The sequence below is a fragment of the Mycobacterium decipiens genome (assembly GCF_963853665.1).
GTDB classification, from domain to species: Bacteria; Actinomycetota; Actinomycetes; order Mycobacteriales; family Mycobacteriaceae; genus Mycobacterium; species Mycobacterium decipiens.
Window position 1 is genome coordinate 3913588 of the sequence record NZ_OY970459.1, and the last position, 13921, is coordinate 3927508.

At 66.8% G+C, this 13921-nt stretch carries 14 protein-coding genes; 8 read left to right on the forward strand and 6 right to left on the reverse strand.

Features of this window, described 5'->3' with window-relative positions:
- Positions 1-2: 2 nt before the first annotated feature.
- Genes AADZ55_RS17235 through AADZ55_RS17260 form a run of 6 tightly spaced genes read right to left on the reverse strand, consistent with a single transcriptional unit; the run spans position 3 to position 5493 of the window.
- Positions 3-596: a suppressor of fused domain protein gene (locus AADZ55_RS17235; protein WP_085326922.1), complete on the reverse strand. Its 594-nt coding sequence runs from the start codon at positions 594-596 to the stop codon at positions 3-5.
- A complete protein-coding gene (locus AADZ55_RS17240) occupies positions 593-1780 on the reverse strand; it encodes an ABC transporter ATP-binding protein (protein WP_085326923.1) in 1188 nt (395 codons plus the stop codon). The genes AADZ55_RS17235 and AADZ55_RS17240 overlap by 4 nt, the downstream gene beginning before the upstream one ends.
- Before the next feature lie 4 nt (positions 1781-1784).
- The gene (gene sugB, locus AADZ55_RS17245) at positions 1785-2624 is read right to left on the reverse strand and encodes a trehalose ABC transporter permease SugB (RefSeq protein ID WP_085326924.1); all 840 of its coding nucleotides are present in this window, start codon (positions 2622-2624) and stop codon (positions 1785-1787) included.
- Positions 2614-3537, reverse strand: a complete 924-nt coding sequence (locus AADZ55_RS17250) for a carbohydrate ABC transporter permease (RefSeq protein WP_085326925.1) — start codon at positions 3535-3537, stop codon at positions 2614-2616. Before AADZ55_RS17250 ends, sugB begins: the two co-directional genes overlap by 11 nt.
- Complete coding sequence (locus tag AADZ55_RS17255; protein WP_085326926.1) at positions 3534-4946, reverse strand: ABC transporter substrate-binding protein; 1413 nt, start codon at positions 4944-4946, stop codon at positions 3534-3536. Before AADZ55_RS17255 ends, AADZ55_RS17250 begins: the two co-directional genes overlap by 4 nt.
- A gap of 19 nt (positions 4947-4965) precedes the next feature.
- Entirely contained in the window at positions 4966-5493 is a 528-nt protein-coding gene (locus AADZ55_RS17260) for a general stress protein (RefSeq protein ID WP_085326927.1), read from the reverse strand.
- Between the two features lie 393 nt (positions 5494-5886).
- On the opposite strand from AADZ55_RS17260, the gene AADZ55_RS17265 reads away from it, so the two are divergent.
- The 8 genes from AADZ55_RS17265 to AADZ55_RS17300 all read left to right on the forward strand — a co-directional run bounded on the left by AADZ55_RS17265 (position 5887) and on the right by AADZ55_RS17300 (position 13911).
- Positions 5887-6519 (forward strand): DUF4190 domain-containing protein, encoded by a 633-nt coding sequence (locus AADZ55_RS17265; protein WP_085326928.1) that lies wholly within the window; start codon positions 5887-5889, stop codon positions 6517-6519.
- A 54-nt stretch (positions 6520-6573) separates the two neighbouring features.
- Positions 6574-7881, forward strand: coding sequence for a magnesium transporter MgtE N-terminal domain-containing protein (locus tag AADZ55_RS17270; RefSeq protein ID WP_085326929.1), 1308 nt, complete (start codon positions 6574-6576; stop codon positions 7879-7881).
- The gene (locus AADZ55_RS17275) at positions 7878-8420 is read left to right on the forward strand and encodes a DUF1003 domain-containing protein (protein WP_085326930.1); all 543 of its coding nucleotides are present in this window, start codon (positions 7878-7880) and stop codon (positions 8418-8420) included. Before AADZ55_RS17270 ends, AADZ55_RS17275 begins: the two co-directional genes overlap by 4 nt.
- Before the next feature lie 125 nt (positions 8421-8545).
- Entirely contained in the window at positions 8546-9841 is a 1296-nt protein-coding gene (locus AADZ55_RS17280; protein ID WP_341286216.1) for a lytic transglycosylase domain-containing protein, read from the forward strand.
- 52 nt (positions 9842-9893) lie between these two features.
- The gene (locus AADZ55_RS17285; RefSeq protein ID WP_085327543.1) at positions 9894-11039 is read left to right on the forward strand and encodes an Mrp/NBP35 family ATP-binding protein; all 1146 of its coding nucleotides are present in this window, start codon (positions 9894-9896) and stop codon (positions 11037-11039) included.
- Positions 11040-11096: 57 nt separating this feature from the next.
- Positions 11097-11612 (forward strand): PH domain-containing protein, encoded by a 516-nt coding sequence (locus tag AADZ55_RS17290; RefSeq protein WP_423202324.1) that lies wholly within the window; start codon positions 11097-11099, stop codon positions 11610-11612.
- Complete coding sequence (locus AADZ55_RS17295; protein ID WP_085327545.1) at positions 11609-13099, forward strand: PH domain-containing protein; 1491 nt, start codon at positions 11609-11611, stop codon at positions 13097-13099. The genes AADZ55_RS17290 and AADZ55_RS17295 overlap by 4 nt, the downstream gene beginning before the upstream one ends.
- On the forward strand, positions 13096-13911 hold the full coding sequence (locus tag AADZ55_RS17300; protein ID WP_085327557.1) for an HAD-IIA family hydrolase: 816 nt from the start codon (positions 13096-13098) through the stop codon (positions 13909-13911). Before AADZ55_RS17295 ends, AADZ55_RS17300 begins: the two co-directional genes overlap by 4 nt.
- Positions 13912-13921: the final 10 nt, after the last annotated feature.

The following is a 13921-nucleotide window of genomic DNA, read 5'->3' on the forward strand; positions in this document are numbered from 1 at the left end:
GCCTAGCGAGGTTGTGCGGCCGGCCGATACGGATCCAGCACATCGACGCGATCGTTCTGCCACGCCTCTCGCATCGCGTCCACACCCTTGAGCCGCACCCAGGCCGCCTCGGTCGCTGTGATGGGCGTCGCGGACAGAAAGCGCACCGGGTCACCCGGTGGTTGCAGCGCTAGCTCAGGAATATCGCTGCGGCCCAACAACACCGCGGTGAACGGCACCCGGCCCGAGTGCCGTGCCCAGAGCGGGGAGCCCAGGTCGATCAGCGCGTCCGGTGCTAGCACCACGCCATCGACGGCCGGTGTCGCCGCCAGTACCGCCAGGCTGCGCGCCAGCCCGGTGACCGGCCCGGGACTGCGTAGGCACAGCACAACCTCAGCACGGGGGCCACGTGCCCGGTCGGGGAGCATCTGGGTGGGATCGAGCATCGGGTGACGCGAGCAGCCCAGCGATACGTAGTGCACCAATCCGTCTGGCGCGGAGCGGAATCGCAGCACCTCGATGGTTTCGGCACCCAGGAAGGTCACGCTAGCGGACTCGGGCTCGGTGCCGAAGTGGTCGCGCAGGTGTGCGCGTACTTGGTCGACGGTCTGCGTCACTTCGGGGTGGGCGCAGCAACCGTCAGGTTTACGCCGGAGTCGGCGTCGAACACCGCAAGTTTGGCGGTGTCAAAAGCCAACTCGATCGATTGCCCGATGGCTGCCCTCGATTCAGCGGAAACCCGCGCCACGAACTGATTCTCGTGCGCCTCCGACTCCCCGTCCACACCAGCCAGTTCGTCCAACTGCGCGGCATGCACGGCACAACCCGCGGTGGTGAAGTACACGTATTTGTCGGAGCCCAGCGATTCGACCAGGTTGACCTTCACCTGGAAGACCAGCGCCCTGATGCGCTGGTACGCGTCGATCAATGCTGCGTCCTGGATACGCTCCGGCCGCACCCCGACGATGACGTTTTCCGGTTTCGGGTGCCCGGCGATCACCTCCCGGATTTCCGGCGCCAACGTCACCTCGCCGAACGGCAGGTTCAGTCCGATCGAGTTCAGCGTGGCTGGGAAGAAATTCATGGCCGGCGAGCCGATAAAGCCCGCGACGAATAGATTGGCGGGCCGCTCGTAAAGCTCTTCAGGCGTGCCGATCTGCTGTGCGACACCCCCGTGCATCACCACCACGCGATCACCCAACGTCATTGCCTCGGTCTGGTCGTGAGTGACGTAGACGGTGGTGGTGCCCAGTCTCCGCTGCAGCTGGGCAATCTCGCCGCGCATCTGTACCCGCAGTTTTGCGTCCAGGTTGGACAGCGGCTCGTCCATCAGAAACGCCTTGGGATGGCGCACGATAGCCCTGCCCATCGCGACCCGCTGTCGCTGGCCACCCGACAATTGCGAGGGCTTGCGGTCCAAAAGAGCGGTCAGGTCGAGGATTTTTGCAGTCTCGGAGACCTTCTGCGCAATATCAGCCTTCTTCATCTTCGCCAAGGTCAGCGGGAACGCGATGTTCTGCCGCACCGTCATATGCGGGTACAGCGCGTACGACTGGAACACCATTGCGATGTCGCGGTCCTTTGGCGCCTTCTCGTTTACCCGCTCGCCGCCGATCCGCAGTTCTCCCGACGAGATATCTTCAAGTCCAGCAATCATATTCAGTGTCGTGGTCTTGCCACAGCCGGAAGGGCCAACCAGGATCAGGAATTCGCCGTCGGCGATGGTGATGTTGAGGTCGCGCACCGCTGAGTGACCGTCGGGGTAACTCTTGTTGACGTGCTCAAGCACAATTTCGGCCATCGCGCTATCCCTTCACAGCGCCAGAGGTCAACCCGGCGACAATCCGTCGTTGGAAGATTAAAACGAAGACGATGATCGGGATCGTAATCACGATCGCACCGGCCGCAATCGATCCGGTCGGCTCCTCGAATTGCGAACTGCCGGTGAAGTTGGCGATGGCCACCGGCGCGGTGATCGCCGCCTTGGTGGCGGTCAGCGATAACGCAAGCAGCAGGTCGTTCCAGGCGAAAATGAACACCAGGATCGCGGCGGTCACCAAGCCCGGCGCCGCCAGCGGCGCAATGACCCTACGGAAGGCCTGACCGGGCGTCGCGCCGTCCATCTTGGCCGCCCTCTCCAAATCCCACGGGATTTCCCGGAAGAACGCCGACAGCGTGTAGATCGCGAGTGGCAGCGCAAAGGTGATGTACGGCAAGATCAGCCCAGGCCAGGTGTCGAACAGGCCGATGGCACGTTCGATGTTGAACAACGGTGTGACCAACGAGATCGCCGGAAACATCGTGATCAGCAGGGTGGTGCCGATCAGTAGCCGCTTGCCCGGAAACTCCAGCCGGGCAACCGGGTAGGCCGCCATCGCGCCGAGCACCACCGCGATCAGGGTTGTGATCAGACCGATGCCGATGGAGTTGATCAACGCCGAGCTGAACAATTCGCCCCGGAAGATGCCGCGGTAGTTGTCGAAAGTTACCGTCGACGGAATCAGCTTGCCGTCTTTGACCGTTGACGTCGGCTTGAGTGACAGGCTGAAAATCCACAGCACCGGGAGCAACGCGTACGCCACGATCAGGGTGTCGACAACGGCCCAGTATGTGACGCGTCGCGCGCCTGCCTGCTCAGCGCCCATTTGCCGCACCTCCGGGCGCCGCAGCGCCGAACAGCTTGATGAAGATGAACGCAATGATGGCGACACAGCCGAAGATCAGCACGCTGATCGCCGAACCAAGGCCCACATTGAACCCCTTGAACAGGTTGTCATAGCCCAGGATCGACACTGACTGGGTGCTGTTGTTGCCCCCGGTCAGCACATAGATGTTGTCAAAGATCCGGAATGCGTCCAGAGTCCTGAAGAGCAGAGCAACGACGATCGCCGGCTTGATCATCGGCAAGATGATCTTCGTCAAGCGTCGCCAAGCGCCGGCCCCGTCGACCTGCGCGGCCTTCAGCAGGTCCTCGGGGACCAGCGCCAACCCCGCCAAAAGCAGCAGCGACATGAATGGCGTCGTTTTCCAGACCTCGGCGATCACGACAATGCCCAACGACGGGATCTGTTGCGTCAGTGGCGCGCTACCTTGCGGCAGCAGGTTGGCGAGATACCCGGTGCCAGGCGTCCAGGCGTAGTACCAGCTGTACGACGCGACCACCGTGACGATCCCGTACGGAATGAGCACCGCGGTGCGCACCAACCCCTTCCCGATCAGCGTGCGGTGCATCGCCAGCGCGAGCGCCAGGCCCAATACGAACTCGATCGTCACCGAAACCACCGTGATCGCCAGCGTCACCGCTAGCGCCGTCCACCAATACCGGTCGGTCAGGATCGTTTGATAGTTGTTCAGGCCGATGAACGCGGTGTCGTTCGGGGTGGCCAGGTTGTTGCGCTGCAGGCTCAGCCACAGCGCGTAACCGATCGGATAGGCCGTCACCGCCAGCATCAAGATCACCGCGGGTGCGACCAGAATGAACGCCAGTCGCCTTTCGGCCCTGCGGTTCCCGGTGCGGGAAAGGACCGGGATAGCGGTCCGCTGTCCAACGGAGGTCACGGAAGCAGGCCCCTGCCGTCGATGGCTTTCTGCGCCTGTGCGGCGAGTTTGTCCGCCGTGGACTCCGGGTCGATCGCGGTGATCGGGCTCAGCGCCGCCGCAAGCCGGATGGACAACGCCTGGTACACCGGCGTCGCCGGCCGCACCGCGGCGTCGGTGAGCTGCCGCCGAATGACGGAGTGCATCGGATATTTCGCCTGGAATTGCGGATCGGAGTAGAGCGATCCCCGCACCGGGGGCAAACCCCCTTCGAGCGCGACGTACTTCTGATTCCGCAGGTCACGCAGGCAGCGCACCGCCTCGAATGCCTCCGCTCGATGGCGGCTCGTCTTGGCCACCGCCAGGTTCAACCCCCCGATCGTCACCTTGGCCGGCTGGCCCGGCTGCACACCCGGATAGGGCGCGAAACCGAACACCTTCCGGCTGGCCGCATACGCGATGCGGAACTGCTCGTCGCTTGGGGTGAACGTCCCGACGTCGTTGATGCTGTCGGCTAGCTCCGGAATCCGGTTGAGCGGCAGGAAGGGCACACCGCCCTTCACCGCGTTCTCGAGCATGGACGCCAGCACGAACGGCCAGTTGACTTCGAGCGCGGCCTTACCCTGTTCGAAGGCCAACCGCGCGCTGCCCTCTTCGGTCCGGGTGATCGACGGGTCGGCTCCAGGCGCGGTGGCCACCGACTTCAGGATCTGCAGTGCGCCGACCGTCGCCGCCCGGTGTGCGGGGGTATCGGTCAAGGTGACGTGCCGGCCATCCTCAGAGAGGACCGCTCCACCAGCGCTCACCAGCAGCGTGTTGAACCACACCACCAGGCCCTCGCCCTGACTGCCCTGTACCCCGAGCCAGCTGGGCTTTCCCGCCGCGTGCAGCCGGGCCGCCTCAGCGACCATGCCGTTCCAGTCGGTTGGCGGGTCATTCAACAAATCTGGCCGGTACCAGAGCAATTGAGTATTCGTGGTGACGGGTGCCCCGTACAGCTTGTGCTTCCAGCGGGCCGTCGCAAGCGGGCCCGGCAGGGTATCGGCGGTGGCGTCACTCTCGGCCAGCCCCGCTGGGTCGTCCGACAGCGGCAGCGCCCACCCCGCTTCGGCGAATTCCGCCGTCCACACCACATCCAGGGCCATCACGTCAAGGGTGTGGTCATTGCCGGTCAGCCGCCGGGCCAGTTGCAGCCGCTGCTCATTGGGAGCTCTGGGCAAACTGACCTGCTTAACCGTGAACCGGCCACCGAACTGCTGGTTGCAACGCTGGGCAACTGCGGTGAACGCCGCGCCCTCGTTGGCGGGCGTGTAGAAGCTAATCACCAGCCCGTGGCCGCGGGACCCGCACGCCGACGACACCACCGCAGTAGTCAACGCGGCCAGCACGACAGCGCTCAGCCGCCGCATCGGCCCGCGACTCATGACCACACTTGCCTCTCGTCCGGCGTCAGATCGCCAGTCGTGCCAGCAGATCCCGCGCCTTTTCCGCGTTTTGCGGATCACAGAGTACGTCGTAGCGACCGGCGACCAACTGCATGGTCGAACTGAAATCCCTTGTGCCGCGGGCCATTGCGTACGGCACCGCGGAAGTGATCAGCCCGAAGAACACCCCGGCGACCAGACCGGTGACCAACGCGGACCATGGATTGGGGCTGAAGAACCCGAGCACCAAACCGATGAACAGGCCCAACCAGGCGCCGCTCAGCACACCACCGCTAAGCACCTTGGGCCATGTCAGCCGGCCCGTAACCCGCTCCACCTGCATGAGGTCAACGCCAACAATGGTCACCTGTTGGACCGGGAACTGCTGTTCGGAAAGATAGTCGACCGCGCGCTGCGCCTCGGCGTAGGTGGGATACGACCCGACCGGCCAACCTTTCGGCGGGGTGGGCAGTCCGGGCACACCACGGCGACCCGCGCCTGCGGCTGCGGATGTTGAACCAGGAACCTGTCCGGGCTGGAATGGGCTAGTCATCGGTTGTAATTCTCCTCCGCCCTTATTTCGAGGGCCATCGTTTCATGTCCGGTCAGGTCCAGCTACTTCCGTCACACTATCGACGCAACCCGCAAGCAACCGAGGCGTGGTGGATTGCCCACCTCCTCAGCCCGCCGTCCGGCACGCATCGTCGGCGGGCTAGACCCAATTGCCCACCTCCTCAGCCCGCCGTCCGGCACGCATCGTCGGCGGGCTAGACCCAATTGCCCACCTCCTCAGCCCGCCGTCCGGCACGCATCGTCGGCGGGCTAGACCCAATTGCCCACCTCCTCAGCCCGCCGTCCGGCACGCATCGTCGGCGGGCTAGACCCAATTGCCCACCTCCTCAGCCCGCCGTCCGGCACGCATCGTCGGCGGGCTAGGTTGATCAGCATGACTGCTCCCGGCGGCTCCTCCGGCGAGAGTGCGCACGATGCCGCGGCCACACCGCGTCCAGCCGGTGAGCAACCCCCCGAACAGCCACTTTCTGACGCTCCCTGGGCGCCGCCGGCATCTTCGCCGGTGGCCGATTACCCGCCGTCCGGCTCCCCGCCTAGCTACCAGCCGGGGTATCCGCCCGACTATCCAACACCGATGCCACCCGGCGGCTACGCACCGCACGGATACCAGCCCTCTGCCGCGTCTTCAGAGGGCTACGGTGGTGCACCGTTTCCGCCCATGCCGCCGCCATATGGGGGATCGCCGGGCGGCTACGGACCTGCCTCCTATCCGGATCCGGGCGCATATTCCGGCGGCTACTACCCGGGACCCGAATATCCGGGCGGCTACGGGCCATCGCAGCCCGGCATGAACACCATGGCGATCGTCTCGCTGATCTCGGCGTTCGTCGGCGTGTTCTGCTGCGTCGGCTCGATCGTCGGCATCGTGTTGGGCGCGATCGCCATCAACCAGATCAAGCGGACTCGTGAAGACGGCTACGGCCTGGCGGTGACCGGCATCGTGATTGGCATCGCGACCCTGCTGGTCTATTTGATCGTGGGGATCTTTACCATCCCTTCGCATTAGCGACGTTGGGTAACCGTCGGTTGATCCGGCAGGCAGCTGCCTAGGCTCTCAACCATGGGATCGGTCAACAGGGTGTACCTGGCGCGGCTCTCGCGGATGGTGGTGTTGGGACCGCTCGGCGAATCGTTCGGACGCGTTCGCGACATCGTGATCAGCATCAGCATCGTCCGCCAGCAACCGCGAGTGCTCGGGCTGGTGGTCGATTTGGCGACCCGCCGCAAGATTTTCGTACCGATCCTGCGGGTCGCCGCGATCGAGCCCGATGCGGTGACGCTGCGCACCGGTAACGTGTCACTGCGGCATTTCGAGCAGCGGCCGGGCGAAGCGCTGGCTCTGGGCCAAGTGCTCGACACTCCGGTGAAAATCAACGATCCCGAACTGCCGGAGCTGGCCGGCGTCGAGGTCGTGATCACCGACCTCGGTATCGAGCAAACCCGAACTCGCGACTGGATGGTGACCAGGGTCGCCGTCCGTACGCAGCGTCGGCTGGGACGGCGCGGTCCGGTGCGCGTCGTGGACTGGCACGACGTGCAAGGATTGACGCCCTCGGCCTTGGCGATGCCGGGTCAAGATGTGGCACAGCTGCTGGACCAGTTCGAGGGGTGGAAGGCGGTGGACGTAGCCGACGCCATCCGCGGGCTACCGCCGAAGCGCCGCCACGAGGTGTTCAAAGCGCTCGGCGACGAGCGCCTGGCCGACGTCCTGCAGGAGCTGCCCGAGCAGGATCAGGCCGAGGTGTTGTCGCAACTGGGCACCGAACGCGCGGCCGACGTGCTGGAGGAGATGGATCCGGACGACGCCGCCGACCTGCTGGGGGTCTTGAACCCGACCGATGCCGAGCTGTTGTTGACCCGGATGGACCCCGGTGACTCCGGGCGGGTACGACGGCTGCTGACGCACTCTCCCGACACAGCGGGCGGTTTGATGACTTCCGATCCGGTGGTCCTGACCCCGGACACCTCGATTGCCGAGGCGCTGGCCCGGGTACGCGATCCCGATCTCACCCCAGCGCTGGCGTCGATGGTGTTCGTCGCGCGCCCGCCGACGGCCACGCCCACCGGGCGCTACCTCGGCTGTGTGCAATTGCAGCGGCTGCTTCGCGACCCGCCGGCCGAGCTGGTCGGCGGAATCGTGGACACCGACCTGCTCACCCTGACTCCGGAGACCCCGCTGGCCGCGGTGACTCGCTATTTTGCCGCCTACAACCTGGTCTGCGGTCCGGTGGTCGACGATGAGAACCACCTGTTGGGAGCGGTGACCGTCGACGACCTACTCGACCACCTGCTGCCGCATGACTGGCGCGTGGATATGCAGGAGCTCGACCCCGTCGGCAGACAGGACAGACCCGGAGGATCACTGTGAGCAAAACCTTCGCGCCGCGCCGTCTGTACACCCCACGAACATCGCGCGCGCTCGGCCCGCGGCTGGACCCCGAGGCCGTCGGGCGGACGACCGAATCCATCGCACGGTTCTTCGGAACCGGTCGTTACCTGCTGGTGCAGACGCTTTTCGTGTTGACGTGGATCATGCTGAACCTGTTCGCGGTCAGCCTGCGCTGGGACCCGTACCCCTTCATCCTGCTCAACTTGGCTTTCTCCACTCAAGCCTCCTACGCCGCCCCGCTGATTCTGCTCGCCCAGAACCGCCAGGAAAACCGTGACCGCACGGTGTTCGAAGAGGATCGCCGGCGGGCCGCACAGACCAAGGCCGACACCGAGTACCTAGCCCGCGAGTTGGCCGCGCTGCGGCTGTCCATCGGCGAGGTCCCGACACGCGACTACCTGCGTCACGAACTGGACAGCCTGCGCACCTTGTTGGCTGATCTACAGCCGATAGATCTGGGTGCGGGGCAGCCGCGGGCGGCTGACGAGGCGGAGCGGCGCCCAAAGAAATCGGGCTGATTACCGACTCCGCCCATTGCGCTACTCCCGTGACAAGAGTTATGTATGGTGATCTAGTTCACGAAGCTAAGAAAGAAGCTAGGTAGACGTAAGTTCCCGACAGCTCACACACTGAGGACGGTCGAGTGCGCATAGGGGGACGCTGGGGTGCACGCCCGGCCGTCGCAGCGGTGCGGCAGGGAGCACGTCGCGTAACGCGGACGCCGGCATTCGGCGTGGCTGCGATCGCTCCATTGGTATTCGCCAGTGCTGTCGGCGGCGCGGCTCCCTCGTTCCCCCGACGAACTCCGCCGGTGCACGCTGCCATCACCCCGGTGGCCGCGGTCGCCCCGTCGGATACTGATCTGTCCGGTCCGACCGTTATCGCCATGAAGCGCCCGCCGACCAGCTTCCGGGTCGCGGTGGCAACCCTATCGGCGCCGCCACCACCGATGATCGTGAATTCACCTGGTGCGCTGGGGATTCCGGCCATGGCACTGTCCGCCTACCGCAACGCCGAACTGAAGATGGCCGTTGCTGCCCCCGGCTGTGGCGTCAGTTGGAACTTGCTGGCCGGGATCGGGCGCATCGAGTCGATGCATGCGAACGGCGGTGCCACCGACGCGCGTGGCACCGCGATACAGCCGATCTACGGCCCAGCGCTGGACGGCACCCTGCCGGGCAACGAGATCATCATCCAAAGCAGCGTCGGCAATCGCGTCACCTACGCCCGCGCGATGGGACCAATGCAGTTCTTGCCCGGCACTTGGGCTCGGTACGCCGTCGACGGCGACGGTGACGGCATAGCCGACCCGCAGAACCTGTTCGACTCCACGCTGGCCGCAGCCCGCTACTTGTGCAGCGGTGGACTTAACCTGCGCGACCCGGCCCAGGTCATGGCCGCGCTCCTGCGCTACAACAACTCGATGCCCTATGCCCAGAACGTGCTGGGCTGGGCTGCCGGCTATGCCACCGGGGTGTTCCCGGTCGACCTGCCCCCGATCACCGGGCCGCCACCGCCCCTCGGCGACGCGCACCTCGAGAATCCGGAGGGACTCGGCCCAGGTTTGCCGATGAACATCAACGGCCTGACCGTCGATGGCCCCATGGCACACATGCCGCTGATCGACTTGAGCCCACCCCCGGCCGTCCTCAATCCACCGCCGATGTTCCCGTGGATGGCACCCCCTCCATCGGCGCCGATGCCCGGCTGCACGCTGATCTGCGTTGGTTCACCGACCCCGCCGGTGGGCGGGCTGCCCTTCGCGCCGGCCGCTCCCCCGGCGCCGTTCCCGCCGGCCGCTCCCCCGCCGCCGTTCCCGCCGGCCGCTCCCCCGCCGCCGTTCCCGCCGGCCGCTCCCCCGCCGCCCGATCCACTGGCCGGCCCGTCGGCAACCAACGCACCGGTGACCAACGGCCCGGCGCCCGCTCCGGCTGGCTGACCACGCGGGCGGCCCGCCCGGCCGAGAGCCGAGCCGCCTACACTCGGCGGTGATGTCCGCAACTCGTGATGGCGACCTGACCGCGGCGATTCGCACCGCGCTGGCGAAGGTTATCGACCCCGAACTGCGACGCCCCATCACCGAACTGGGCATGGTCAAAAGCATCGAGGTCGGCTCCGACGGGAGCGTGCACGTCGAGATCTACCTGACCATCGCCAGCTGTCCGAAGAAGTCCGAAATCAGCGAGCGGGTCACCCAGGCGGTAGCCGACGTGCCCGGTACCGGAGCGGTGCAGGTCAGTCTGGACGTGATGAACGACGAGCAACGCACCGAACTGCGCAAGCAGTTGCGCGGTGACGCCCGTGAACCCGTCATCCCGTTCGCCCAACCCAACTCACTGACCCGGGTGTACGCGGTCGCCTCCGGCAAGGGCGGGGTCGGAAAGTCCACCGTCACGGTCAACCTGGCCGCGGCGATGGCCGCCCGCGGCCTGTCGGTCGGGGTGCTGGACGCGGATATCCACGGCCACTCCATCCCGCGGATGATGGGCACCACCGACCGGCCGACCCAGGTCGAGTCGATGATCCTGCCGCCCATCGCCCACGAGGTGAAGGTCATCTCGATCGCCCAGTTCACCCAGGGCAACACCCCGGTGGTGTGGCGCGGCCCGATGCTGCACCGGGCATTGCAGCAGTTCCTGGCCGACGTGTACTGGGGCGATCTGGACGTGCTCCTGCTCGACCTGCCGCCCGGCACGGGCGACATCGCCATCTCGGTGGCTCAGCTGATTCCCAATGCGGAAATCCTCGTGGTGACCACGCCGCAGCTGGCCGCCGCCGAAGTGGCCGAACGCGCCGGCAGCATCGCGCTGCAGACCCGCCAGCGCATCGTCGGCGTGGTGGAAAACATGTCGGGTCTGATCCTGCCGGACGGGACAACGCTGCAGGTATTCGGCGAGGGCGGCGGCCCGCAGGTCGCCGAACGGCTGTCCCGCGCCGTCGGCGCCGACGTGCCGCTGCTGGGTCAGATTCCGCTGGACCCCGCGCTGGTCGCCGCCGGGGATTCGGGCCACCCCATCGTGTTGAGCGCGCCCGACTCGGAGGTGGGTAAAGAACTGCTCAGCATCGCCGACAGCTTGTCCGCAAAACGGCGCGGGCTGGCCGGCATGTCTCTGGGTCTCGACACCACGCGGCACTAGGCTCGCGCACCTCGACCCCGACCGCGTGTTCGGTTTCCGTTGGGCCATGCTCAGATGATGGGACGTGCAACCGGCCCGACGGAAAGCCAGCTCGCACTCGCCGAACCGGCGCACCCACCCAGCAGCCAGGCGCCACTGATGTGGGCGCTGTCCGCGTTGCTGAGTTGGGTCATCCCGGTGATCGCACAAGTGGTGTGGTGGGCGGTGTATGCCCGGCCGCTGTGGCCACACCTCGTGGTGGCCGCTGCCACCGCGGCGCTGATGGTATTGCACATCGCGGTGGTCCCACTGTGGCGCTATCGGGTACACCGCTGGGAGATCAGCCCGCAGGCCGTTTTCACCCGCACCGGGTGGTTCGTACAGGAGCGCCGCATCGCGCCGATCTCCCGCGTGCAGACCGTCGACACCTTCCGCGGCCCGTTGGACCGGCTGTTCGGGCTGGCCAACGTCACAGTCACGACGGCCTCGTCGGCGGGGGCCGTGCACATCGAGGCCCTCGACAGCGACGTCGCCGATCGAGTGGTGGCCCAGCTGACCGACATCGCCGCGCTGCGTGGCGAGGACGCGACATGATCGAGCGGCCGGAAGAATGGCACCGTCTTAGCCCCCGCATGTTGCTCGTGCATCCGGTTCACGAGATGCTGCGCCAGCTGCCGGTGCTCGTCGGCTCCGTCGTACTGGGCTCGGCAACCGGCAACGCGGCCTGGCCGTTGGCGGCGCTCGGGGTGACGGTCGTGTTCGGCGTGCTGCGTTGGTTTTTCACCACCTACCGCATTGACGACCAGAACGTGTCGCTGCACACCGGTGTGGTGCAGCGCCGTCAGATTGCGGTACCGCGCAACCGGATTCGCTCGGTGCAGACCGAGGCGCGGCCACTGCATCGGCTGCTTGGGCTGACGGTGCTGCGGGTGGGTACCGGTCAGGAGGCGCGGGGTGAAGCTGCCTTCGTTCTGGACGCGGTCGAATCGGCACTGGTACCGCAGCTGCGTGCGTCGCTGCTGGCCGGGTCGCCAACCCCGGCGGACGCGGACGCTGGAGACACGGCGCCCGGCGGCCGGGTGCTGGCCCGCTGGCAGCCGTCCTGGTTGCGGTACGCGCCGCTGAGCTTTTCGGGCCTGGTGATGATGGGAACGGTGATCGCACTGGGCTATCAAACAGGGCTGGCCGTCGGACTGCCGAATTCCGGCTTCACCAGGTCCGCGGTGGACGCTGCGCAACGCACCGGGGTGGTGCTGACAGCGATGATTGTGGTGGGGTTGGTGGTCGCAGCGGCGGCGCTGTTGGCGGTGCTGTTCTCCTGGCTAACCTATGGCAATTTTCTCTTGCGCCACGACACCGGCCCACAAGGAGGGGTGCTGCACTTGCGGCACGGGTTGCTACGGATCCGCGAGCACACCTTCGACATGCGCCGGCTGCGCGGCGGCACGTTGCGGGAACCACTGCTAGTGCGGGCACTGCGCGGCGCCCGCCTCGATGCGGTGATGACCGGGATACACGGCGAGGGTGAGTCGGCAGTCCTGCTGCCGCCATGCCCGTCGGGGACCGCGGTGGCCGTGTTGGCGGACCTGATCGGCAACCGTGCCGCCGCGACGGGCCCGCTAAGGCGGCATGGCCCGGCCGCCACCCGCCGCCGGTGGACCCGAGCGCTTCTGCTGCCAGCGGTGGCCGGATTTGGGTTGGTTGCAGCGGCGTCGACGGTCGGCACGCCGAGTTGGGTGTGGCCAGTGTGGGCGGCACTGACCGCGTGCTGTACCGGCCTGGCCGTCGATCGCGCCCGATCGCTTGGCCACCGCGTCGCCGACGGCTGGCTGGTTGCCCGCGCCGGCAGCCTTCAACGTCGCCGTGATTGCGTCGCGTGCGTCGGGGTGATCGGCTGGACGGTACGCCAGACGCTCTTCCAGCGCCGGGCAGGCGTGGCGACCCTCGTTGCGGCCACGGCCGCGGGCCGCAAGGGTTACCGGCTGATCGATGTGCCCGCGGAGCTGGCGTGGTCGCTGGCTGGTGCCGCGTCGCCCTGGGTGACCGACAGCATCTGGGCGCGCCGCGCGGTGGCGCCATGACGCCGTCGGGCGTGCTGTTCGACATCGATGGTGTCCTGGTGCTGTCGTGGCGGGCCATTCCCGGCGCGGCCGAGACCGTGCAACAACTGGCCGATCGGCGCATCGCCTGCGCGTATCTGACCAACACCACCACCCGCACCCGCCGGCAGATCGCCGATGCGCTGGGCGCCGCGGGGATCACCGTCGCCGCCGACGACGTGATCACGGCGGGGGCGCTGACGGCCGAGTACCTGCGGGGCAGCTATCCCGGCGGGCGGTGCTTCCTGGTCAACAGCGGCGACATCAGCGAGGACATGCCCGGCATCGACCTCGCCCTATCGACCGACTTCGGACCGGACGACCGCCCCGATACACCCGACGTCGTGGTCCTCGGCGGCGCCGGCCCGGAGTTCGACCACCGCACGCTGAGCCGGGTCTACGAGTGGATGGTCGACGGTGTGCCCGTGGTCGCGATGCACCGCAGCACGACGTGGGCCACCGACAACGGCATCCGCATCGACACCGGTATGTATCTGATCGGGCTGGAGGACGCGTCCGGGCGCACGGCCATCGCCGTCGGCAAGCCGTCGGCCGCTGGGTTCCTGGCGGCCGCGGGCAGCATCGGGGTCGACCCGCAGCGGATGGTCATGATCGGCGACGACTTGCACAACGATGTGCTGGCCGCCCAGGCGGTGGGCATGACCGGGGTGCTGGTGCGCACGGGCAAGTTCCGTCAGGACACGCTGGACCACTGGCTGACCGGCGCCGACGCGACGCGGCCCGATCACGTGATCGACACGGTGGCCGAACTGCCCCAGCTGCTCGGGCTCTAGCTGTCGCGAC

Coding starts and splice junctions, on each gene's coding strand:
- AADZ55_RS17240 (WP_085326923.1), bottom strand. CDS start 1,780: ATGGCCGAAATTGTGCTTGAGCACGTCAACAAGAGTTACCCCGACGGT.
- AADZ55_RS17295 (WP_085327545.1), top strand. CDS start 11,609: ATGATCGAGCGGCCGGAAGAATGGCACCGTCTTAGCCCCCGCATGTTG.
- AADZ55_RS17290 (WP_423202324.1), top strand. CDS start 11,097: ATGGGACGTGCAACCGGCCCGACGGAAAGCCAGCTCGCACTCGCCGAA.
- AADZ55_RS17260 (WP_085326927.1), bottom strand. CDS start 5,493: ATGACTAGCCCATTCCAGCCCGGACAGGTTCCTGGTTCAACATCCGCA.
- sugB (WP_085326924.1), bottom strand. CDS start 2,624: ATGGGCGCTGAGCAGGCAGGCGCGCGACGCGTCACATACTGGGCCGTT.
- AADZ55_RS17270 (WP_085326929.1), top strand. CDS start 6,574: ATGGGATCGGTCAACAGGGTGTACCTGGCGCGGCTCTCGCGGATGGTG.
- AADZ55_RS17285 (WP_085327543.1), top strand. CDS start 9,894: ATGTCCGCAACTCGTGATGGCGACCTGACCGCGGCGATTCGCACCGCG.
- AADZ55_RS17300 (WP_085327557.1), top strand. CDS start 13,096: ATGACGCCGTCGGGCGTGCTGTTCGACATCGATGGTGTCCTGGTGCTG.
- AADZ55_RS17265 (WP_085326928.1), top strand. CDS start 5,887: ATGACTGCTCCCGGCGGCTCCTCCGGCGAGAGTGCGCACGATGCCGCG.